The 21,246-nt window shown below is 50.0% G+C and carries 24 protein-coding genes and 1 pseudogene; 7 read left to right on the forward strand and 18 right to left on the reverse strand.

Annotation, left to right across the window (positions count from 1 at the left end; translation table 11 throughout):
* Window positions 1-426: 426 nt before the first annotated feature.
* Window positions 427-1,443: a formamidase gene (locus C5469_RS17725; protein WP_166309514.1), complete on the reverse strand. Its 1,017-nt coding sequence runs from the start codon at window positions 1,441-1,443 to the stop codon at window positions 427-429.
* Window positions 1,444-1,879: 436 nt separating this feature from the next.
* Between C5469_RS17725 and C5469_RS24305 the strand changes: the two are divergent.
* The 3 genes and pseudogenes from C5469_RS24305 to C5469_RS24545 all read left to right on the forward strand — a co-directional run.
* Window positions 1,880-2,016, forward strand: a pseudogene (locus C5469_RS24305) (AbrB/MazE/SpoVT family DNA-binding domain-containing protein); the annotation flags it as partial.
* A complete protein-coding gene (locus C5469_RS23720; RefSeq protein WP_339414575.1) occupies window positions 1,991-2,314 on the forward strand; it encodes a PIN domain-containing protein in 324 nt (107 codons plus the stop codon). The pseudogene C5469_RS24305 and the gene C5469_RS23720, both read left to right, overlap by 26 nt.
* 577 nt (window positions 2,315-2,891) lie before the next feature.
* A complete protein-coding gene (locus tag C5469_RS24545; RefSeq protein ID WP_242689514.1) occupies window positions 2,892-3,002 on the forward strand; it encodes a SymE family type I addiction module toxin in 111 nt (36 codons plus the stop codon).
* 71 nt (window positions 3,003-3,073) lie between these two features.
* Here the strand turns inward: C5469_RS24545 and C5469_RS17745 are convergent, their stop codons facing one another.
* The 10 genes from C5469_RS17745 to C5469_RS17785 form a co-directional block, all read right to left on the reverse strand.
* The gene (locus C5469_RS17745) at window positions 3,074-3,616 is read right to left on the reverse strand and encodes a DUF3916 domain-containing protein (protein WP_166309516.1); all 543 of its coding nucleotides are present in this window, start codon (window positions 3,614-3,616) and stop codon (window positions 3,074-3,076) included.
* Window positions 3,617-4,108: a hypothetical protein gene (locus C5469_RS23725; protein WP_242689515.1), complete on the reverse strand. Its 492-nt coding sequence runs from the start codon at window positions 4,106-4,108 to the stop codon at window positions 3,617-3,619.
* Window positions 4,095-4,295, reverse strand: coding sequence for a hypothetical protein (locus C5469_RS23730; protein WP_242689516.1), 201 nt, complete (start codon window positions 4,293-4,295; stop codon window positions 4,095-4,097). The genes C5469_RS23725 and C5469_RS23730 overlap by 14 nt, the downstream gene beginning before the upstream one ends.
* A gap of 45 nt (window positions 4,296-4,340) precedes the next feature.
* On the reverse strand, window positions 4,341-4,580 hold the full coding sequence (locus C5469_RS17755; protein ID WP_166309518.1) for a hypothetical protein: 240 nt from the start codon (window positions 4,578-4,580) through the stop codon (window positions 4,341-4,343).
* Entirely contained in the window at window positions 4,564-5,244 is a 681-nt protein-coding gene (locus C5469_RS17760; protein ID WP_242689517.1) for a hypothetical protein, read from the reverse strand. The genes C5469_RS17755 and C5469_RS17760 overlap by 17 nt, the downstream gene beginning before the upstream one ends.
* Window positions 5,217-5,663, reverse strand: a complete 447-nt coding sequence (locus C5469_RS17765) for a hypothetical protein (protein WP_166309520.1) — start codon at window positions 5,661-5,663, stop codon at window positions 5,217-5,219. The genes C5469_RS17760 and C5469_RS17765 overlap by 28 nt, the downstream gene beginning before the upstream one ends.
* 2 nt (window positions 5,664-5,665) lie before the next feature.
* Window positions 5,666-6,241, reverse strand: coding sequence for a polymorphic toxin type 25 domain-containing protein (locus tag C5469_RS17770; RefSeq protein WP_166309522.1), 576 nt, complete (start codon window positions 6,239-6,241; stop codon window positions 5,666-5,668).
* Between the two features lie 39 nt (window positions 6,242-6,280).
* The gene (locus C5469_RS17775) at window positions 6,281-6,472 is read right to left on the reverse strand and encodes a hypothetical protein (protein ID WP_242689518.1); all 192 of its coding nucleotides are present in this window, start codon (window positions 6,470-6,472) and stop codon (window positions 6,281-6,283) included.
* A 645-nt stretch (window positions 6,473-7,117) separates the two neighbouring features.
* Entirely contained in the window at window positions 7,118-8,224 is a 1,107-nt protein-coding gene (gene xerC, locus C5469_RS17780; RefSeq protein WP_166309526.1) for a site-specific tyrosine recombinase XerC, read from the reverse strand.
* Complete coding sequence (locus C5469_RS17785) at window positions 8,211-11,555, reverse strand: CHC2 zinc finger domain-containing protein (protein ID WP_166309528.1); 3,345 nt, start codon at window positions 11,553-11,555, stop codon at window positions 8,211-8,213. Before C5469_RS17785 ends, xerC (C5469_RS17780) begins: the two co-directional genes overlap by 14 nt.
* A 132-nt stretch (window positions 11,556-11,687) precedes the next feature.
* Between C5469_RS17785 and C5469_RS17790 the strand changes: the two genes are divergently transcribed.
* Window positions 11,688-12,026, forward strand: coding sequence for a helix-turn-helix domain-containing protein (locus C5469_RS17790; protein WP_112896903.1), 339 nt, complete (start codon window positions 11,688-11,690; stop codon window positions 12,024-12,026).
* A 92-nt stretch (window positions 12,027-12,118) separates the two neighbouring features.
* Window positions 12,119-12,361, forward strand: coding sequence for a SymE family type I addiction module toxin (locus C5469_RS17795; protein ID WP_112896902.1), 243 nt, complete (start codon window positions 12,119-12,121; stop codon window positions 12,359-12,361).
* Between the two features lie 41 nt (window positions 12,362-12,402).
* On the opposite strand, the gene C5469_RS17800 is transcribed toward C5469_RS17795, so the two are convergent.
* From C5469_RS17800 to C5469_RS17820, 5 genes are all read right to left on the reverse strand, one after another.
* The gene (locus tag C5469_RS17800; protein ID WP_166309530.1) at window positions 12,403-12,786 is read right to left on the reverse strand and encodes a hypothetical protein; all 384 of its coding nucleotides are present in this window, start codon (window positions 12,784-12,786) and stop codon (window positions 12,403-12,405) included.
* Entirely contained in the window at window positions 12,787-13,680 is an 894-nt protein-coding gene (locus C5469_RS23735; RefSeq protein ID WP_166309532.1) for a hypothetical protein, read from the reverse strand.
* 39 nt (window positions 13,681-13,719) lie between these two features.
* Entirely contained in the window at window positions 13,720-13,911 is a 192-nt protein-coding gene (locus tag C5469_RS17810; protein WP_242689518.1) for a hypothetical protein, read from the reverse strand.
* A 645-nt stretch (window positions 13,912-14,556) separates the two neighbouring features.
* Window positions 14,557-15,663 (reverse strand): site-specific tyrosine recombinase XerC, encoded by a 1,107-nt coding sequence (xerC, locus tag C5469_RS17815; RefSeq protein ID WP_166309526.1) that lies wholly within the window; start codon window positions 15,661-15,663, stop codon window positions 14,557-14,559.
* Entirely contained in the window at window positions 15,650-18,994 is a 3,345-nt protein-coding gene (locus tag C5469_RS17820; RefSeq protein ID WP_166309528.1) for a CHC2 zinc finger domain-containing protein, read from the reverse strand. The genes xerC (C5469_RS17815) and C5469_RS17820 overlap by 14 nt, the downstream gene beginning before the upstream one ends.
* Before the next feature lie 132 nt (window positions 18,995-19,126).
* Here C5469_RS17820 and C5469_RS17825 point away from each other — a divergent pair, with 132 nt between their 5' ends.
* The gene (locus C5469_RS17825) at window positions 19,127-19,465 is read left to right on the forward strand and encodes a helix-turn-helix domain-containing protein (RefSeq protein ID WP_112896903.1); all 339 of its coding nucleotides are present in this window, start codon (window positions 19,127-19,129) and stop codon (window positions 19,463-19,465) included.
* Between the two features lie 92 nt (window positions 19,466-19,557).
* Window positions 19,558-19,800, forward strand: coding sequence for a SymE family type I addiction module toxin (locus C5469_RS17830; RefSeq protein ID WP_112896902.1), 243 nt, complete (start codon window positions 19,558-19,560; stop codon window positions 19,798-19,800).
* Between the two features lie 41 nt (window positions 19,801-19,841).
* On the opposite strand, the gene C5469_RS17835 is transcribed toward C5469_RS17830, so the two are convergent.
* Both C5469_RS17835 and C5469_RS24100 read right to left on the reverse strand, forming a co-directional pair.
* Window positions 19,842-20,225: a hypothetical protein gene (locus C5469_RS17835; protein WP_166309530.1), complete on the reverse strand. Its 384-nt coding sequence runs from the start codon at window positions 20,223-20,225 to the stop codon at window positions 19,842-19,844.
* Window positions 20,226-21,246: VENN motif pre-toxin domain-containing protein (locus C5469_RS24100; RefSeq protein ID WP_278249773.1), on the reverse strand; the 1,021-nt coding region annotated here is incomplete at its 5' end.

The following is a 21,246-nucleotide window of genomic DNA, read 5'->3' on the forward strand; positions in this document are numbered from 1 at the left end:
GAAAATTTCATCGTATATACCTAAAATTAGATCAAACACATATTTTATATATCTGATTTTCATTTATAAATCTTCAAACCACATCAAATCACTATATAGATTATTAATTTATTCAACAAATTAATAATAATTTACTGACATAAATAATTAACAAACACATTAAAACAAATCAAAATACAATAAACACCTACCTCACTACAATAATTAACCGATAAATGACTCGTAATAATTCTAATTTAAAATCAAAAAAATGATTCATATCAATAAGCAGAGGAACATTATGAAAAAAATACGTAATAGTTAACCCTATAGTCATTATAGCCTATATTTCTACAATATCTTTCAGAAAAAAATTTACCTTCACCACAGGATGGAAAAAAATAACAGCACCGCGAACCCTGCGGTGCTGTGTTATTATCGTCTCGATTATTTATCGATTTTCGGTAATGGCCCCAGTTTCACCCCTTCTGGATAGTATTTCCATCCATCACGAATACGGATGTTTGCCTCCCAAGGCAGTTTATATTCACCGTTTGCCAGGTCGCGCACCCAAGTCAGATAATTAGCTCTCTCACCACCGGGTTTACCAACATAACCCCGGCAACCAAGATTAAAAATACTGTTTTCCAGCGCCCAGTTCTCACGCGCTTTATCCACCAGACGCGGGAACAATTCGGCAGTGACAATTTCCCACGGGTTACGCTGCCCTTGTTGAATAACGTTACCATCGTAGTTACAAATTGTACCTTCACCGAAGTAATAGAAAACCTCATCGTAACCGGCCAAATTAACCGATACGGTATACATCAGGTTTTGCCAAGCATTAGTACGATTAGTCCAGATCCACTGGTCATTAACTTGAGTCGAATAACCGGAAATACGAATAAAGACGTTACAACCTTTATAGGCTGCCTCACGTGCCAACTCAGGAAACATACCATCATGACAGATACAGACCGCCAGTTTTGAACCTTTAGGCCCCTCACAGACCGGCATTCCCATATTGCCCGGCATCCAGGGTTCAATAGGCACCCAAGGTTGTAACTTACGGTAATGCAGCACAATCTCACCTTCATTATTGATAATAATAGCGGTGTTATAAGGAGGCAGCGACGGATCTTCATTACGTTCCATTACCGAAAATACACTCCAGATATCATTGCGAATACAGGTCGAACGAAAAAAATCAACTTCCGGGCCGTCCAACAATAATAACATCTCATCATAGGTCCAGATCTTCGTATTTAATCCCTGCGTGGAATATTCCGGGAATACGATAATATCCAGATCAGGATAACCCGCTTTCGTTGAATCTATTGTTTTACAAATCTGCTGCACCTGAACCTGAATATCTTCAGGTCCCTTAATTATAGGAACAGGATATTGAATAGCCGCAATTAATAATGCTTCATCCCATGCACTTACACTTCCAGTACTACCCATAGTGAACCTCTAAATAAATCATAGTGATAAATTAAATGACAAGTTTCATCGTTATACTAACCAAATAGGCCACGACTTTATTTTCATCTGTCGTTAAGCGATCTTACTAACGCATAATAACGCCGCTTTTCATCACCAAAATGCGATCCATAACATCAAATAAAAAAATTAATAACTTTGTAGTAGAAAAATACGGTTATCAAGGTAGATTCATTGAATCACTGTCTTATCTGTTTGACCTTTACAACATGTTGACCCTTAGTCATTGTCTACACCTCAGACACAACGCCTCGCACACTTAATCTACCTAACAATATGAGTATGGTGATCATCAAGGGAAGAATTCCCTGTAAGACTATCAGGGGAGAGCAATTTGTTTTTATGTTATATTCTTATGATATATAGTAATAATCAAAGGACGTGTCATGATATGTCAAGAGGCAAGGAGCGGATTATTGCTCCCATACAAAATACATGGGATAGTTTTTTCTGTCTGATCAATCTGTGACTGATGATTTTTTACCTGAACGCCCTGAGCAAGTGACAAGTGAAAGAGAATCTTTCGACGATTAAGTATCTGCCTTTTCGCGATAAAAAACTCCCTGAATCCATGCTACCTAAATTCAATAAGAATACAGGCCGCATGGCTATTTCTACGGTCACATTAGCAGAACTGATTTTTGGGGCTGAAAAAAACGGAAAACGGATCGGAGATAACGATCTGCATATTGCAGGGCATGCAAGAAGCAAGGGGTTGCAATTCAAATCCTCGCAGGTAACCTTGATTAACACAAACATTCACCATAATTCTATTCAACTTGACTTAATGGATTTCCGGCAAGGGCAAAAAAAGGAAGCAAACAGACTATAAATGAAATTATTTTTACCATTTTATTTCCTCTTAATAAATCATTAACAGTATTAAAATAAAATTACACAAGGTAATCATGTGAATCATTAACAATTAATTGAAATCAATCATTTTAAAAGTAATTTAATGACATCATCATGTCAATACAATAAATAAAAAATGTGATATTAGTTCAACCATTAGTTAATTAATTTCCTACAAATAAATTCAACCATAACATTGATACCGACATTAAATAATCATGCTGATAAATCCATTAAATACTATACCCAATGGATTTCAAGATGCATCGCGACGGCAAGGGAGCGAATCGCCGGGAGCATAGATAACTCTGTGACCGGGGTGAGTGAGTGCAGCCAACAAAGAGGCAACTTGAAAGATAACGGGTATATAACCGTAGTACTCAGTACCAATATTAATAACTACTGGAGAAAAGTATAAATATTTGTCAATTTTTTATAATAAACATCATAAATTTAATATTAAAATATAAATAAATTAATAAAAACATTAACAAATAAAACTCAGAAATAGTTTCCAAAATAAACTAAAATCGCATTACAGTCAGCATCCCAGTTTGCACTTAAAAGGGAACTGGCTGCAAGAAGCGGGCTTTGCGACCGGGCAACCGGTGCAGGTCAGTGTTGAGCACGGACAATTGATTATCCGGCTGGTTAATGAAGGATAATTAGCTGGTATATAAAGTAAAATCTCGGCGTTGTTGGCCGAGATTTATATTTAAAACATAAATTCTTAGCTTTAGTTAACTTCACCAATATACCAGTATTCAGAATAATAAGGCTTTCCCTCGTCATCTTCACTTATTCTAAGAACACCTAGCTCTGAAAAACCATCGGGTAATTGTAAGTTCCATTCTTTGCATAAGCTTCGTTCACTCAATAAAGTTATTTTACCAAACCGATTATATCCATTACGCGTATGTTCATTGAAATATTCCTCAGATGTGAATATACATAATTCACTTGAAAACATATCAGGCAATACAATTGAACAAGTAATTCTTATATTATTTTCATTGTCGGGCTTCGCCTTATAAATGTTATAAGCTGCATCTATCAAATCTTGAGCACAAATAGATTGAATATTTTTATTTGTCTGTTTTCCTTGTACTAATGCTGAATGCACCGGAATTTTCACATTCCAGTAACCATAAGAATAATCATTTTCAGTGATAACAGGAAAATAGGTTCTATATGACTCGGACCATATTTTCAAGGAACGTAGTCTACGTGGTATACCACGCAGTTTTTTATTGCTTAACGCTATTCTACGCATAGACATTTATAATTTCCTTCCTTTAGCAGCATCAGTTTTGGTCTGGTTTACCGTACCATCTAAGTTTAAGACAGCCTTAAATTTCCCTTTGTTATCAAAAACCTCAAGATGGTTTTTATGTTGACTATCAAGATATAGCTGATCACCTTTTTTAATCACTTTTCCAATATTGTTATTGGCTTTGTAAACACTCTGCCCCTGATATATTTGGCTGGTTTTTTGTGTACTATTTTTTATTTGAGTACCAAAACCGGGTTGAGTAAAAAATTCCTTCATATTCCCAACAGTTCCCTGATTCGGTTGATACGATTGCTTGTCTTTTCCAACATCTCCACCGCCTTTTACTCCAGCTTTACTGATCCCTCCGGCCACTCCCGCAGACGCCGCAATTCCCGTCTGCCCCATAATCTTCACGATTTCCTGGGTGGTTTCTTCTGAGCCGCCGGTGACTTGGGCACGATGAAGCACCAAATTCCGTGATGCGTCAATATTCGACATCGCACCCCGTAAATCCGCCCATTCCCGCACTTCTGCTGGAGTGAGGGAATCCAGCCCCTGAACACGTTGCTATCCGCTCCTGAACCTTGTCATACTCCTGCCGATATTTATCCCTGACAGTCGCACGACAACTGGTATCACCCTGACAATTAACCAGTTCCTCACTGCGCGATTGGTTCTTTTCCACACTGAGGTGGTTGTTATCGACAGAATTATTGAAAGATTATGATGATTAAGATTTGTTTTCTTTCAGTCGTGCTAAAAACCAAGCACCTATACCAAGTGGTACACCTGTTGCTATTCCTCTTTTTACAGAAAACCACAATTCATCTCGATAAAAATAAAAATTACCATCAACAAAATAAAATATTAAAGCAACAATTAGCCTAGTGGTAAAAATCAGTAAGGACAAAAAAGAGCAAAAATATATTATGAATAAAAAAAGTCGAAAAGTATTATCTTTTAACTTCATCTTTTTTAACCCTTTGTTCCAGTTGTTTTTGAATTGCAGATCCAGATACTTCACTAATAATTGTACCACTTACTACTCCCGCAGCTTCTGATACTGTTTGGGTTGCTACAGGGGTTAATTTATCAGTAACAACTTTACCGCCAACACTACCAGCCGCTGTACCAAGCCCGGCACCAATAACCGGTACAAGTGGGCTTTTATCCTGTAGTTTTGCCCCAACATAAGCCCCCGTTATACTCGCCACTTCTGTAAACCAAAACCCTTTGCCTTGCGTTACCGCCCCCGTTCCCGTGGCTATCAGTGCATCAGTCATGTTCACAGAACCATTTGTAAGCTGATTACTAATGTTGGCTGTTCCACTGATTAGACCTCCAGCAAAAATACTGCCTACCGTTGCTCCCGATGGCAGCAGCACCGGTGCCACTACTGTGGACATCCCCGCGCCCCATGCTGTTATCAATCCTCTTACCGGATCTTGTCCTTCCGGGTGATCGCCTTTGGCATGTTTTGACAATGCTGCTGAAATCTCTTGAGGGGATTTACCTTCATTTAACATAGCGGTAGCCAGACTGGATGCTGACCGACCGTAATCCATCATTCCTTTGGGTAAGCTCAGGGCATTATTATCCGCAACAATTACGTAGAAAAAAACAAATAAAGCCAAACAATATAAAATAATCTAGATAACCATAATAACGTATTTTTAAGACTTATTTCCATTTCAAAAACAAACTCTTTTATGAATTCAATATTATTTCTATGTGCAAATTTTCTTTTTGAGAAAAATCTGCAATGAATAAGAAAGATAAGAATTGCAAGTGTGCCAATGAAATACCCAGAAAAGGAAATTAAGTTTCCATTTTTAATAAACTCAAACCAAATTCCAGACATATAAATAACAAATAATATTATCATGGAAAAATTAGCAAGTTTGTTTTTATTAAAAAAACAAAAATCAAAAAAGAGCAATGGAGATTTTACACTTCTTAGTAAAATTTTTTTGCTCAAGCCAAAGTAGATGAAGCATGCAAGAAACCCCAGCAGACTCAAGACCATCAAAATAAACGGAATATATACAATCATGCTCATTTATCCTTAAACTCATGTTTATATATTTCAGTGCCAACTTTACCATTGACGTCTGTTTCACCTAATGGAGTTTCCCTTGAAATACCACCCCAGCCAATTGAAGGCCCTATACCAAGTGATACACCTATTCCATCTTTTCCTGCTGATATTCCAAATGAACCATAACCAAAACCTAGATCAAAAGAATAATCTTTATCTTGGGATCCTAACAAACCTGGGAAATAAGGGCCAAATTCTATTCCGACAGTTGCTCCACCATGAGCACCAATAGCTGTTGTCATCCCACCATTAATTGCAAATTTATTTGGATCCAATGCTGCTTCAGCAAACCCTGCTGGACCTATTCCTGCTGTAACCTCACCTTTTACATGTGGTTTAACTTTATAAGTAACACCCCATGATGGCCCCTGATGAGAGTATTTTATAGCTTCGTTTATTTCTTCTGCTGTTTTCCCTTTACCTTGTAGATTAAAGGACAATGATGCATCTGGACTGATCGAGTTGGCTATCTGCCCCCAAAAAGTTCCTGGACCATAACCAAGAGCATTATTCTCAATAACAACCCATTCCATTGCGAAGTTGACCGCCGGTCACCGATTTTCCTAATGCTCTCAGTCAGTTACACCCCGTTTTTTCCAATGTGCGTTCACCGCCGAACCCAAAACCCCCTGACGCGCTTTTCGCCTCCAAAGGCCGGTTTTTCCCGCCGTGCCATTGTCAGTGTAGCGCCTTTTTCGGCAACGGGCGAACGTCGCCCAACTTGTTTGGGCGGCGGGTGCCCGTTCTGCGGGCGCGGGCGGCATAGAGCCCGCAAGCGGCGCCCCTGCGACGCTCTGAGGCACGGGCGTTTCAGACTGGGCACGGCTTTGCATGACCACGCGATTTTGTTCAGGGAAGCCCCTGGGGGCTGCACGGGGCGGCGATGGCGAGCACGGGGACGAGCAACGGAGCGCAGCGCAGTGCGAGCCGCGCGCAGCCAGTGCAGCAGGGTTGGGGCGGGGGACGTAAATTAGCGGAGGCCGCAGGCCGACTTGCCTTCAGGGGGGTTGGCCGGACGTTGGCACGGCAGCTAAAGAAGAACACGGGTTTTTGCCGAGGACTGGCTCAGCGGCTGACAGCAGAAGGCGTCAGCCTTGTGCGCCACTCCCCGCAATGCCGACCCGCGGGGGCGCAAGACATAATGCCAATTATACGCATTAAGCCGCTCATCAATGCTCAGGCGGTTGCCCGGGCTCACCGGCGCAGTGCGTATAATTCCCCCCGCATTATGTTCAATAGGCGTTGGGCGGCCTGGACTGGCTCAACGGGGACGCCGGGGCTTGGGCCGCCTGACGACTATTTACCCCCGCGTGCGCCGGGGCTGACGGGCAGTCCGGCCACGGTCTGCCCTCACACCGAACCCGCCCAGCTTAACGGGGGCGGGCGGACGGTCAGCGGATATTGAGGTTTCAGGTCGGCGTCGGGCTGTCCGGCGGTGTGTCGGCGTTGTCTTCGGCGTACAGGTCGGCCAGTAAACCCACTTCATCGGCGTCGTTGACTTTTTCGTCGGCCATTTGCTCCGCCGGGTGGGTGCTGGCATGTACCGCCTGCAAGGCCCGGATAGAGACCTGCGTATACACCTGGGTGGATTCCACGCTGGCATGGCCTAACATGGCCTGTATCCAGCGCAGGTCCGCCCCGTTCTCCAGCATCTGGGTTGCCATCGCGTGCCGGAACAGGTGACAGGCACCTTTTTTCTCGATACCCACCGCGTTGATATAACTTGTTACCAGATTGCTGATACCGTTGGCCTGTAAGCCATCCAGCCCATCCATCGCCACGAATAATGCCTTGACGTCAGGATTGACGATAAGTTGTGGCCGCACCTGTTGCTGATAGCGTTGTAGCCAGCTTAAGGCGCGTTCGCCGAGGGGCAACACCCGGTCTTTATTGCCCTTGCCCTGCCGGATAGTCACGGTTTTGCGTTTTCCGTCAACGCTGTACACATCCAGCCGGGTTAATTCGCCCCGACGCATCCCGGTTGACCAGAGCAACTCCATCAACGCCCGGTCACGTACCCCCTGCAACGTCGTCAGGTCAGGCTGCGCCAGTATCTGTTCGGTTTCATCGATGGTCAGAATATAGCGCGGCAGATGCTTTTCCAGTCTGGGGAGTTCAAGGTCCGCCGCCGGGTTTGCCAGTATCAGATTTTGTTTCGTCAGCCATTTGAACCAGACCTTCAATGGCTCCAGTTGGGTACGTTGCGTCCGGGTGCTTAATGGTTCACCGTTGGTCTTGCGGTACTGATACAGATAACGCTGGTAACGCTCCAGTATCGGCCGGGTGATATCCGCGGCGTAGTATAAACCGCGCTCGGTTGCCCACAGGATAAAGTGGTAAGTATGGTGCGTCTGTACTTTCAGTGTGCTTTCTGACCAGTTACGTTCCTGCCGCCACACCACAAAGCGCAGCAACAACGCATACAGGCTCTTCGGGTCGTGCGCCGGCCCGACAGGTTTACGGTACACTTCATCCACGGTCAGCAGGCTTCCCCTGCGGGGTTTACGGTTTGCCATGATTTATCTCCGTTTCAGCGGGGGGATGAGCGGCTGAGGCAGCGGGCGACGGGGCCATTTTATTTTTGCCTCTAATTATTGCGTTTTCATCCGCCCGGACTTGTGCCCCTGTTTTCCCTTGTGCTGTCTGGGCTGACGCGGGTTTTTCTTCCCCAGACTTAGACCAGACTTGCCCCAGACTTGAGGCAGACTTACTGTCTTCCCGGTCAGACTTGCATTTATTTAAGTTAGACTTGCTCTCATGACCTGTCGGGGTGGCTTCCGGCGTTTTATCCCTGTCAGGCACGGGCAATGCGTCTCTGTGATTATTTTCCTTAATAATAGCGTTTTCATCTGCCCGGACTTGTGCACCCGCCGGCCCTTGTGCTGTCGGGACTGACGCGGGTTTTTCTTCCCCAGACTTAGACCAGACTTGCCTCAGACTTGAGGCAGACTGACTGCCTTCCCGGTCAGACTTGCGTTCACTGCCGGCGGTTTCGGAGTCCGGTTCTCCGACATCCAGCAGGCCGCACAGGTGGGCTGCGCCGTTGTCTTCCCCGTCCCACAGCAGTTCATAATGCAGCAGGTGTCCCCGGCTGCCGCCATGCAACAACAGGTATTCCATTTCCGTCAGCCGTTGACAGTGGTTCTTGAGCTGGCTGTCGCTCCAGTGGGTAAAGGCGCGGATATCCCGCCGGGTAAAGCGCACTTCGTTTGGCTGGCAGTGCTGGATTTGCGCCTGTGCGTTCACCATCTCTTGTATCAGCAGTAACAGCTTACGCGTCTGCGGCGGCATTTCATCCAGCGTGCGCCCCAGCACCTCATGCGCCAGCCGGTTGGCGAGGGTAATGTCGTCTTGGGTGATTTCGATATATTCGATGACCTGTCCGCGGTGGGTCGTTTTCTTCACTTCACGTTGATACTGGTGCAGCAAGGCAATGGCCTGTATCAGCGTCAGGTATTTCATATGGTCGCGCCGCATCCGGGTTTTGTCTGACAGGAACGTCAGTTGATGGGCGTAGGGATTCACCACTTTCAGCGGCCTTAACAAGCGCTGGGCGTTCTGGTGTAACTGCGTCAGATAACCTTTCTCTGAGTCAGCCAGCAACCCGGCCAGTGTCTGACGGTGCCGTTGCATCGCGTGGATGGCTTGCGTCTGTTCGCGCGATTCGTTGACCGTCAGCACCAGACAGCGGTTCAGCAGCTCTTCATCCACATCAATGGCCGTCGTCGTTAACATCAGCATGACCGGTCCCTGCACCTTGTATTCCCGCGTCACCAGTTCGCCGCTCTGTTCGTTTTTGCCGGTGCTGGCGATTTTCAGCTCGCCGTCGGACTGTAACAGTTTCAGGGCATAGGCCGCCTGCCGCACGCCTTCCTCTTCCGCTATCGCCAGTATTTTGTGTTGCAGGCTGGTTTCTCCCAGATAGTAGAGGCTCTGCCCGGTCATCGCCGAGTACTGGATACGCTCCTCTTCCGGCATCAGGTTCAGCACCGCCTCCATCAGGCTGCTCTTGCCTGCCGCGCTGCTGCTCTGGATTAACACGGCCAGCGGTTTATCCAGTTTGCGCGAGACCGCCGCCAGATACCCGGTCAGTAGATTGGTGGATTCGCCGACCACGCCACAGGCGGCCATGTCGTTGATAATCTGTTCTGTTAAGTTCGGCGATGTCAGCAACGCCAGCGCGGCGGCTTCGTCTTCCGCGCTGACCGTGACTGCCGTTGTCCCTGAGGCTTCGGCATCGGCCTGCTGTTGCGCATCCTGTTGCTGCTCCAGCATCAGTAATACCCGCCCGGCTTCGCGTTTGATGACCGACAGCTCGCATTCCAGCTCTTGCGCCGCCGTGCTGATGTAGTTCTGCCGTGAACGGGCGTGATACATATCCAGTGTATCGACATGGAACAACCCGCTGGTTTCATCCCGCACCTGCACATTGACTTTCATCACATCGGGCACCGGCGATTTTTTCATCCCCCGTATCCGCCAGATGCGTGGCCCGCTTTTCATCAGCAGTTCACCGGACGCCGTGCGCTCGCAGGGCACTTGTGCAACGGTTAGCTCTGGCGGGGCGGCTAAAGAAGAGGATTCAGCCACACCGGCACTTTGGGGCTTTTCCGTCACACTCGGCGAGACGGGCCGCTCATGGCTGAACACCGCGCCCGGCGCTGTTCCCTGTCCCAGCCAGACCGCTTGTTGCAAGGCCAGCCCCAGCGCATGTTCGGCGTTGCCACTTTTGACGGCATAGTCATTGGCATCCATGCCCGGCGGGAACTGCACCCGCCATGCCTCGATACCGGCTTCCAGTAAATCAGCGGCCACATTAGCCGCGCCACGGTCTCCGGCCTCGTCCCGGTCAAAGGCAATCAGCACCCGCTTCACGCCGTGATACTGCAAAGCTTCGAGGTGCTCATGGTTAAACCCGTTCACCCCGAACGCGGCAATCACGTTACGGAACCCGGCACACCAGAACGTCATGGCATCGATCAGCGCTTCGCACAGGATAATTTCCGCAGCGGCTTTCATCGCTGCCTCATTCCAGACCCCGGCCAGGGGTGAGGACAGGTACAGATGCTTTGGGCTGTCTTTCAGCACTTTGTAATCCGGCTGGGTTCGGCGGCCATACAGTTGCAGCACCCGCCCGCGGCTGGCCACACTGGCCGATTCGGCCCAGCCGATTATCGGCACCACGACGCAGCCCCGGAAGTGGTCCTGCCGGGTGGTGGTACGCAACACGCCCAGCCCCGACAGCTTGCCGCGCAACTGCTGACCTTCCTGACTGTCTTTGGACGGCAACAACCCCGCGGAACCGCTGATACCGTGATGACCCGCATACCCCAGCTTAAAGTGGCTGACCAGTTCAGGATGATGCAGTCCGCGTCGTGCCAGCCAGGCTTTGGCTTCCGGTGACGCCAGTAAGTTCTGATGATAAAAATCAATCACCTGATGCAACAGCGCCTGCCCGTCATCGTCCAGGTCGGCCAGTTTCGGGCTCGGCAGAGGTGCGGCCTGTGATCCCGGCGGGGCGGCTAAAGAAGAAGCGGCCACAACTGCATTGTCCATGTCCGGCAGCCCGGCCAGCTCCTTTAGCCGGCGGATAGCGATTTTCAGCGTGACGCCTTCCGTTTGTATCACCCAGTCCAGCACCGACCCCGCTGCGCCACAGCCAAAGCAGTGATACAGATTCTTGGCAGGCGATATCACCATTGAGGGCGTTTTCTCGTGATGGAACGGACAGCGCAGCACATAATCCTCACCGCGTTTTTTCATCGCACGGCCTTGCTTACGCGCCAGCCCCAGCAACGAGACGGTTTGCTTTAAGTGGGCTAAATCGGTATCGGGAATTCGGGTCATTGCCTTTACTCCTGTAAAATGCGTCAAGATTCATATTGATAATATATATAGTCCCTGATATGACACTTTTAGTCAAGCGATAAAAACGGGAGGGGTATAGTGACGCCAGTTACAGCAACTTTGGAATTTCCTATGAGCTTTTCTGATAAATTGGCTGCTTCCCGTAAAGAGCTTGGTTTCACGCAACAACAGATGGCTGACAAGATTGGTATGCACGTTTCACAGTACAAGCGCTATGAAGCCGGGACATCCCAGCCGACGATTGATGTGTTTCGGCGGATTGCATTAGCGTTGAATGTCAGTGCCGATATGCTTCTTTTTGATCACAATGAACGCGGACCCGATGACCGGCTAAAACTCCAGTTCGAAGCGGTCTCACAGTTGGATGAGAAAGAGCGGGAAGCGATTGAGACAGTGATTAGCAGTATGTTGCATATGCATGATGCTAAACGTTGGACGATAAAACGTTAGGCGCTCAAGAAGAGATAATACTTACGCGGTGTTGAGATGCTGAGAACATCCCAGCACCGCTAACCACAACCCACTATCAGAGGTAGTTAGCTATGGCTGAACACGATTGTAATGTAAATTCAGGCAGTTCGAAAGCCCGACGCCACTATAAAGTCGGCTATATCAGCCGATGTCACGCCAACCGCCACACTGGCATGACCCGCTATTACAGCCAGCACCCCAGTTTGCATCTTAAAGGTAACTGGCTGGAAGAAGCGGGCTTTGCCACCGGGCAGCCAGTGCAGGTCAGTGTTGAGCACGGACAGTTGATTATCCGGCTTGTTGAAAACGGCTAAAAAGGAGATCCCAGCGCTTGGCTGGGATCAGTATTTATTGATTACCACCACTTAGGATAATCATTAAATGCCTCGTACAATGCACATTTCGACTCATCGGTCAGCTTTTCTCTTCCTTTTGCTGATGTGATATAACCATCTAGATTTTCTTTGGCACATGACCATTCAAGTGAGTCCTGAACAGGGTTTAATAGCAATTCAAAAGCCCCATTCATATCTTTAAGACGAGCTATATCATTTCTACGTAAGTTGTCGATAAATGAGTCAAAACATTGACATTCTATCCATAGCTGCATGTCCACGCCTAAACTATATCCAAACTTATCTACTCGGATTGTAAGATTAAATTTCATTGACGGTACATGCTCATCAAGCTCTATTACATCTAATATAATGTTTATAGGGTTTTTAATTTCTATATCCATTTAATGTGCTCCTACATAACGGGCATGGATGATCGTTGGCAACTCAGTTGCTGTTCGTGGTGGTTTAATTTCTAGTTGCCAGCCATCTACAGTAATTCTCTCACCATATGGCATTTTGTTTTTTGTGGCAGTATTTACAGCAGATTGGAAACTTCTTAGTTCTTGTTGACTAGCCAGTCTCACTGCTTCAGGCGTATGCGTAACAGCTTTTGATGCTGCGTACTCCACCATATGTTCGGTAGCATTTCCATGTACCCAGACTTTCTTCCCGTTCGGTAATGACATTTCAAAAGATTTAGGAATTACGGAGCCAGGATACATTGGCTGGGTGCCTTTAATGGAATCGAAAACAGTCCCTGTTGACAACTCACTATTCTTCGCAACATTTTCTGTTTTTCCATTCGACAATGACTTCCCATCAAACTTACCAACCGGATGCTCAACATTCGTCACCGTACCCTGATCCTTCGGACTGAATTTCCCTTCTCCTACTTTCCATTGTGGTGATGAACCTTCTGCTTTGCTACCCGAAACAGGATTTTTAGCCAGCGCCAAGAATGCTTTAGCCGCCACATATTGCATCACCTTCGCTTCACTGGTCGGGATACCACCGGCTACAATTTCAGCGGCTTTCTCCGGCGTCATTTTCTCATTGAACATCACCACATCCAACGGGACACCGAAGAAGTTCCCCCACGCCACAATCAACCCTCTGGCCGGATCTTGCCCTTCAGGGTGCGTACCTCTCGCTTGTTTTGCCAACGCTTCCGACAATTCATCCGGGGTTGCCCCTTCCCTGAGCATTTGCATGGCGAGTGAACTCTGTGCCCGACCGTACTCCATCATTCCTTTTGGCAGGCTCAGCGCATTATTCTCAATAACAACCCATTCCATTGCGAAGTTGACCGCCGGTCACCGATTTTCCTAATGCTCTCAGTCAGTTACACCCCGTTTTTTCCAATGTGCGTTCACCGCCGAACCCAAAACCCCCTGACGCGCTTTTCGCCTCCAAAGGCCGGTTTTTCCCGCCGTGCCATTGTCAGTGTAGCGCCTTTTTCGGCAACGGGCGAACGTCGCCCAACTTGTTTGGGCGGCGGGTGCCCGTTCTGCGGGCGCGGGCGGCATAGAGCCCGCAAGCGGCGCCCCTGCGACGCTCTGAGGCACGGGCGTTTCAGACTGGGCACGGCTTTGCATGACCACGCGATTTTGTTCAGGGAAGCCCCTGGGGGCTGCACGGGGCGGCGATGGCGAGCACGGGGACGAGCAACGGAGCGCAGCGCAGTGCGAGCCGCGCGCAGCCAGTGCAGCAGGGTTGGGGCGGGGGACGTAAATTAGCGGAGGCCGCAGGCCGACTTGCCTTCAGGGGGGTTGGCCGGACGTTGGCACGGCAGCTAAAGAAGAACACGGGTTTTTGCCGAGGACTGGCTCAGCGGCTGACAGCAGAAGGCGTCAGCCTTGTGCGCCACTCCCCGCAATGCCGACCCGCGGGGGCGCAAGACATAATGCCAATTATACGCATTAAGCCGCTCATCAATGCTCAGGCGGTTGCCCGGGCTCACCGGCGCAGTGCGTATATTTCCCCTCGCATTATGTTCAATAGGCGTTGGGCGGCCTGGACTGGCTCAACGGGGACGCCGGGGCTTGGGCCGCCTGACGACTATTTACCCCCGCGTGCGCCGGGGCTGACGGGCAGTCCGGCCACGGTCTGCCCTCACACCGAACCCGCCCAGCTTAACGGGGGCGGGCGGACGGTCAGCGGATATTGAGGTTTCAGGTCGGCGTCGGGCTGTCCGGCGGTGTGTCGGCGTTGTCTTCGGCGTACAGGTCGGCCAGTAAACCCACTTCATCGGCGTCGTTGACTTTTTCGTCGGCCATTTGCTCCGCCGGGTGGGTGCTGGCATGTACCGCCTGCAAGGCCCGGATAGAGACCTGCGTATACACCTGGGTGGATTCCACGCTGGCATGGCCTAACATGGCCTGTATCCAGCGCAGGTCCGCCCCGTTCTCCAGCATCTGGGTTGCCATCGCGTGCCGGAACAGGTGACAGGCACCTTTTTTCTCGATACCCACCGCGTTGATATAACTTGTTACCAGATTGCTGATACCGTTGGCCTGTAAGCCATCCAGCCCATCCATCGCCACGAATAATGCCTTGACGTCAGGATTGACGATAAGTTGTGGCCGCACCTGTTGCTGATAGCGTTGTAGCCAGCTTAAGGCGCGTTCGCCGAGGGGCAACACCCGGTCTTTATTGCCCTTGCCCTGCCGGATAGTCACGGTTTTGCGTTTTCCGTCAACGCTGTACACATCCAGCCGGGTTAATTCGCCCCGACGCATCCCGGTTGACCAGAGCAACTCCATCAACGCCCGGTCACGTACCCCCTGCAACGTCGTCAGGTCAGGCTGCGCCAGTATCTGTTCGGTTTCATCGATGGTCAGAATATAGCGCGGCAGATGCTTTTCCAGTCTGGGGAGTTCAAGGTCCGCCGCCGGGTTTGCCAGTATCAGATTTTGTTTCGTCAGCCATTTGAACCAGACCTTCAATGGCTCCAGTTGGGTACGTTGCGTCCGGGTGCTTAATGGTTCACCGTTGGTCTTGCGGTACTGATACAGATAACGCTGGTAACGCTCCAGTATCGGCCGGGTGATATCCGCGGCGTAGTATAAACCGCGCTCGGTTGCCCACAGGATAAAGTGGTAAGTATGGTGCGTCTGTACTTTCAGTGTGCTTTCTGACCAGTTACGTTCCTGCCGCCACACCACAAAGCGCAGCAACAACGCATACAGGCTCTTCGGGTCGTGCGCCGGCCCGACAGGTTTACGGTACACTTCATCCACGGTCAGCAGGCTTCCCCTGCGGGGTTTACGGTTTGCCATGATTTATCTCCGTTTCAGCGGGGGGATGAGCGGCTGAGGCAGCGGGCGACGGGGCCATTTTATTTTTGCCTCTAATTATTGCGTTTTCATCCGCCCGGACTTGTGCCCCTGTTTTCCCTTGTGCTGTCTGGGCTGACGCGGGTTTTTCTTCCCCAGACTTAGACCAGACTTGCCCCAGACTTGAGGCAGACTTACTGTCTTCCCGGTCAGACTTGCATTTATTTAAGTTAGACTTGCTCTCATGACCTGTCGGGGTGGCTTCCGGCGTTTTATCCCTGTCAGGCACGGGCAATGCGTCTCTGTGATTATTTTCCTTAATAATAGCGTTTTCATCTGCCCGGACTTGTGCACCCGCCGGCCCTTGTGCTGTCGGGACTGACGCGGGTTTTTCTTCCCCAGACTTAGACCAGACTTGCCTCAGACTTGAGGCAGACTGACTGCCTTCCCGGTCAGACTTGCGTTCACTGCCGGCGGTTTCGGAGTCCGGTTCTCCGACATCCAGCAGGCCGCACAGGTGGGCTGCGCCGTTGTCTTCCCCGTCCCACAGCAGTTCATAATGCAGCAGGTGTCCCCGGCTGCCGCCATGCAACAACAGGTATTCCATTTCCGTCAGCCGTTGACAGTGGTTCTTGAGCTGGCTGTCGCTCCAGTGGGTAAAGGCGCGGATATCCCGCCGGGTAAAGCGCACTTCGTTTGGCTGGCAGTGCTGGATTTGCGCCTGTGCGTTCACCATCTCTTGTATCAGCAGTAACAGCTTACGCGTCTGCGGCGGCATTTCATCCAGCGTGCGCCCCAGCACCTCATGCGCCAGCCGGTTGGCGAGGGTAATGTCGTCTTGGGTGATTTCGATATATTCGATGACCTGTCCGCGGTGGGTCGTTTTCTTCACTTCACGTTGATACTGGTGCAGCAAGGCAATGGCCTGTATCAGCGTCAGGTATTTCATATGGTCGCGCCGCATCCGGGTTTTGTCTGACAGGAACGTCAGTTGATGGGCGTAGGGATTCACCACTTTCAGCGGCCTTAACAAGCGCTGGGCGTTCTGGTGTAACTGCGTCAGATAACCTTTCTCTGAGTCAGCCAGCAACCCGGCCAGTGTCTGACGGTGCCGTTGCATCGCGTGGATGGCTTGCGTCTGTTCGCGCGATTCGTTGACCGTCAGCACCAGACAGCGGTTCAGCAGCTCTTCATCCACATCAATGGCCGTCGTCGTTAACATCAGCATGACCGGTCCCTGCACCTTGTATTCCCGCGTCACCAGTTCGCCGCTCTGTTCGTTTTTGCCGGTGCTGGCGATTTTCAGCTCGCCGTCGGACTGTAACAGTTTCAGGGCATAGGCCGCCTGCCGCACGCCTTCCTCTTCCGCTATCGCCAGTATTTTGTGTTGCAGGCTGGTTTCTCCCAGATAGTAGAGGCTCTGCCCGGTCATCGCCGAGTACTGGATACGCTCCTCTTCCGGCATCAGGTTCAGCACCGCCTCCATCAGGCTGCTCTTGCCTGCCGCGCTGCTGCTCTGGATTAACACGGCCAGCGGTTTATCCAGTTTGCGCGAGACCGCCGCCAGATACCCGGTCAGTAGATTGGTGGATTCGCCGACCACGCCACAGGCGGCCATGTCGTTGATAATCTGTTCTGTTAAGTTCGGCGATGTCAGCAACGCCAGCGCGGCGGCTTCGTCTTCCGCGCTGACCGTGACTGCCGTTGTCCCTGAGGCTTCGGCATCGGCCTGCTGTTGCGCATCCTGTTGCTGCTCCAGCATCAGTAATACCCGCCCGGCTTCGCGTTTGATGACCGACAGCTCGCATTCCAGCTCTTGCGCCGCCGTGCTGATGTAGTTCTGCCGTGAACGGGCGTGATACATATCCAGTGTATCGACATGGAACAACCCGCTGGTTTCATCCCGCACCTGCACATTGACTTTCATCACATCGGGCACCGGCGATTTTTTCATCCCCCGTATCCGCCAGATGCGTGGCCCGCTTTTCATCAGCAGTTCACCGGACGCCGTGCGCTCGCAGGGCACTTGTGCAACGGTTAGCTCTGGCGGGGCGGCTAAAGAAGAGGATTCAGCCACACCGGCACTTTGGGGCTTTTCCGTCACACTCGGCGAGACGGGCCGCTCATGGCTGAACACCGCGCCCGGCGCTGTTCCCTGTCCCAGCCAGACCGCTTGTTGCAAGGCCAGCCCCAGCGCATGTTCGGCGTTGCCACTTTTGACGGCATAGTCATTGGCATCCATGCCCGGCGGGAACTGCACCCGCCATGCCTCGATACCGGCTTCCAGTAAATCAGCGGCCACATTAGCCGCGCCACGGTCTCCGGCCTCGTCCCGGTCAAAGGCAATCAGCACCCGCTTCACGCCGTGATACTGCAAAGCTTCGAGGTGCTCATGGTTAAACCCGTTCACCCCGAACGCGGCAATCACGTTACGGAACCCGGCACACCAGAACGTCATGGCATCGATCAGCGCTTCGCACAGGATAATTTCCGCAGCGGCTTTCATCGCTGCCTCATTCCAGACCCCGGCCAGGGGTGAGGACAGGTACAGATGCTTTGGGCTGTCTTTCAGCACTTTGTAATCCGGCTGGGTTCGGCGGCCATACAGTTGCAGCACCCGCCCGCGGCTGGCCACACTGGCCGATTCGGCCCAGCCGATTATCGGCACCACGACGCAGCCCCGGAAGTGGTCCTGCCGGGTGGTGGTACGCAACACGCCCAGCCCCGACAGCTTGCCGCGCAACTGCTGACCTTCCTGACTGTCTTTGGACGGCAACAACCCCGCGGAACCGCTGATACCGTGATGACCCGCATACCCCAGCTTAAAGTGGCTGACCAGTTCAGGATGATGCAGTCCGCGTCGTGCCAGCCAGGCTTTGGCTTCCGGTGACGCCAGTAAGTTCTGATGATAAAAATCAATCACCTGATGCAACAGCGCCTGCCCGTCATCGTCCAGGTCGGCCAGTTTCGGGCTCGGCAGAGGTGCGGCCTGTGATCCCGGCGGGGCGGCTAAAGAAGAAGCGGCCACAACTGCATTGTCCATGTCCGGCAGCCCGGCCAGCTCCTTTAGCCGGCGGATAGCGATTTTCAGCGTGACGCCTTCCGTTTGTATCACCCAGTCCAGCACCGACCCCGCTGCGCCACAGCCAAAGCAGTGATACAGATTCTTGGCAGGCGATATCACCATTGAGGGCGTTTTCTCGTGATGGAACGGACAGCGCAGCACATAATCCTCACCGCGTTTTTTCATCGCACGGCCTTGCTTACGCGCCAGCCCCAGCAACGAGACGGTTTGCTTTAAGTGGGCTAAATCGGTATCGGGAATTCGGGTCATTGCCTTTACTCCTGTAAAATGCGTCAAGATTCATATTGATAATATATATAGTCCCTGATATGACACTTTTAGTCAAGCGATAAAAACGGGAGGGGTATAGTGACGCCAGTTACAGCAACTTTGGAATTTCCTATGAGCTTTTCTGATAAATTGGCTGCTTCCCGTAAAGAGCTTGGTTTCACGCAACAACAGATGGCTGACAAGATTGGTATGCACGTTTCACAGTACAAGCGCTATGAAGCCGGGACATCCCAGCCGACGATTGATGTGTTTCGGCGGATTGCATTAGCGTTGAATGTCAGTGCCGATATGCTTCTTTTTGATCACAATGAACGCGGACCCGATGACCGGCTAAAACTCCAGTTCGAAGCGGTCTCACAGTTGGATGAGAAAGAGCGGGAAGCGATTGAGACAGTGATTAGCAGTATGTTGCATATGCATGATGCTAAACGTTGGACGATAAAACGTTAGGCGCTCAAGAAGAGATAATACTTACGCGGTGTTGAGATGCTGAGAACATCCCAGCACCGCTAACCACAACCCACTATCAGAGGTAGTTAGCTATGGCTGAACACGATTGTAATGTAAATTCAGGCAGTTCGAAAGCCCGACGCCACTATAAAGTCGGCTATATCAGCCGATGTCACGCCAACCGCCACACTGGCATGACCCGCTATTACAGCCAGCACCCCAGTTTGCATCTTAAAGGTAACTGGCTGGAAGAAGCGGGCTTTGCCACCGGGCAGCCAGTGCAGGTCAGTGTTGAGCACGGACAGTTGATTATCCGGCTTGTTGAAAACGGCTAAAAAGGAGATCCCAGCGCTTGGCTGGGATCAGTATTTATTGATTACCACCACTTAGGATAATCATTAAATGCCTCGTACAATGCACATTTCGACTCATCGGTCAGCTTTTCTCTTCCTTTTGCTGATGTGATATAACCATCTAGATTTTCTTTGGCACATGACCATTCAAGTGAGTCCTGAACAGGGTTTAATAGCAATTCAAAAGCCCCATTCATATCTTTAAGACGAGCTATATCATTTCTACGTAAGTTGTCGATAAATGAGTCAAAACATTGACATTCTATCCATAGCTGCATGTCCACGCCTAAACTATATCCAAACTTATCTACTCGGATTGTAAGATTAAATTTCATTGACGGTACATGCTCATCAAGCTCTATTACATCTAATATAATGTTTATAGGGTTTTTAATTTCTATATCCATTTAATGTGCTCCTACATAACGGGCATGGATGATCGTTGGCAACTCAGTTGCTGTTCGTGGTGGTTTAATTTCTAGTTGCCAGCCATCTACAGTAATTCTCTCACCATATGGCATTTTGTTTTTTGTGGCAGTATTTACAGCAGATTGGAAACTTCTTAGTTCTTGTTGACTAGCCAGTCTCACTGCTTCAGGCGTATGCGTAACAGCTTTTGATGCTGCGTACTCCACCATATGTTCGGTAGCATTTCCATGTACCCAGACTTTCTTCCCGTTCGGTAATGACATTTCAAAAGATTTAGGAATTACGGAGCCAGGATACATTGGCTGGGTGCCTTTAATGGAATCGAAAACAGTCCCTGTTGACAACTCACTATTCTTCGCAACATTTTCTGTTTTTCCATTCGACAATGACTTCCCATCAAACTTACCAACCGGATGCTCAACATTCGTCACCGTACCCTGATCCTTCGGACTGAATTTCCCTTCTCCTACTTTCCATTGTGGTGATGAACCTTCTGCTTTGCTACCCGAAACAGGATTTTTAGCCAGCGCCAAGAATGCTTTAGCCGCCACATATTGCATCACCTTCGCTTCACTGGTCGGGATACCACCGGCTACAATTTCAGCGGCTTTCTCCGGCGTCATTTTCTCATTGAACATCACCACATCCAACGGGACACCGAAGAAGTTCCCCCACGCCACAATCAACCCTCTGGCCGGATCTTGCCCTTCAGGGTGCGTACCTCTCGCTTGTTTTGCCAACGCTTCCGACAATTCATCCGGGGTTGCCCCTTCCCTGAGCATTTGCATGGCGAGTGAACTCTGTGCCCGACCGTACTCCATCATTCCTTTTGGCAGGCTCAGCGCATTATTCTCAATCGCATTCTTCCCAGACTGCGCGCCGGTAAGGGCGCTGGCGGTGGAGTCACCGGCAATGCCGCCTGCCAGTCCCGCGGCCAGCGTGGACAGGGTGCTGATAGTCTGTTTTTGCTCTTCACTCAACTCACTAACTTTGGCCCCA

This window comes from Photorhabdus cinerea (assembly GCF_011189575.1).
GTDB classification, from domain to species: Bacteria; Pseudomonadota; Gammaproteobacteria; order Enterobacterales; family Enterobacteriaceae; genus Photorhabdus; species Photorhabdus cinerea.

What these genes read in the sequence shown, in the direction of transcription:
- C5469_RS17810 (WP_242689518.1), bottom strand. Translation starts at nt 13,911, where the DNA reads ATGCCGCCCGCGCCCGCAGAACGGGCACCCGCCGCCCAAACAAGTTGG.
- C5469_RS17820 (WP_166309528.1), bottom strand. Translation starts at nt 18,994, where the DNA reads ATGACCCGAATTCCCGATACCGATTTAGCCCACTTAAAGCAAACCGTC.
- xerC (WP_166309526.1), bottom strand. Translation starts at nt 15,663, where the DNA reads ATGGCAAACCGTAAACCCCGCAGGGGAAGCCTGCTGACCGTGGATGAA.
- C5469_RS17745 (WP_166309516.1), bottom strand. Translation starts at nt 3,616, where the DNA reads ATGTCTATGCGTAGAATAGCGTTAAGCAATAAAAAACTGCGTGGTATA.
- C5469_RS17795 (WP_112896902.1), top strand. Translation starts at nt 12,119, where the DNA reads ATGGCTGAACACGATTGTAATGTAAATTCAGGCAGTTCGAAAGCCCGA.
- C5469_RS17765 (WP_166309520.1), bottom strand. Translation starts at nt 5,663, where the DNA reads ATGATTGTATATATTCCGTTTATTTTGATGGTCTTGAGTCTGCTGGGG.
- C5469_RS17755 (WP_166309518.1), bottom strand. Translation starts at nt 4,580, where the DNA reads ATGAAGTTAAAAGATAATACTTTTCGACTTTTTTTATTCATAATATAT.
- C5469_RS17790 (WP_112896903.1), top strand. Translation starts at nt 11,688, where the DNA reads ATGAGCTTTTCTGATAAATTGGCTGCTTCCCGTAAAGAGCTTGGTTTC.
- C5469_RS17725 (WP_166309514.1), bottom strand. Translation starts at nt 1,443, where the DNA reads ATGGGTAGTACTGGAAGTGTAAGTGCATGGGATGAAGCATTATTAATT.
- C5469_RS17770 (WP_166309522.1), bottom strand. Translation starts at nt 6,241, where the DNA reads ATGGAATGGGTTGTTATTGAGAATAATGCTCTTGGTTATGGTCCAGGA.
- xerC (WP_166309526.1), bottom strand. Translation starts at nt 8,224, where the DNA reads ATGGCAAACCGTAAACCCCGCAGGGGAAGCCTGCTGACCGTGGATGAA.
- C5469_RS17825 (WP_112896903.1), top strand. Translation starts at nt 19,127, where the DNA reads ATGAGCTTTTCTGATAAATTGGCTGCTTCCCGTAAAGAGCTTGGTTTC.
- C5469_RS17785 (WP_166309528.1), bottom strand. Translation starts at nt 11,555, where the DNA reads ATGACCCGAATTCCCGATACCGATTTAGCCCACTTAAAGCAAACCGTC.
- C5469_RS17835 (WP_166309530.1), bottom strand. Translation starts at nt 20,225, where the DNA reads ATGGATATAGAAATTAAAAACCCTATAAACATTATATTAGATGTAATA.
- C5469_RS23735 (WP_166309532.1), bottom strand. Translation starts at nt 13,680, where the DNA reads ATGGAATGGGTTGTTATTGAGAATAATGCGCTGAGCCTGCCAAAAGGA.
- C5469_RS17800 (WP_166309530.1), bottom strand. Translation starts at nt 12,786, where the DNA reads ATGGATATAGAAATTAAAAACCCTATAAACATTATATTAGATGTAATA.
- C5469_RS23725 (WP_242689515.1), bottom strand. Translation starts at nt 4,108, where the DNA reads ATGTCGAATATTGACGCATCACGGAATTTGGTGCTTCATCGTGCCCAA.
- C5469_RS17830 (WP_112896902.1), top strand. Translation starts at nt 19,558, where the DNA reads ATGGCTGAACACGATTGTAATGTAAATTCAGGCAGTTCGAAAGCCCGA.
- C5469_RS17775 (WP_242689518.1), bottom strand. Translation starts at nt 6,472, where the DNA reads ATGCCGCCCGCGCCCGCAGAACGGGCACCCGCCGCCCAAACAAGTTGG.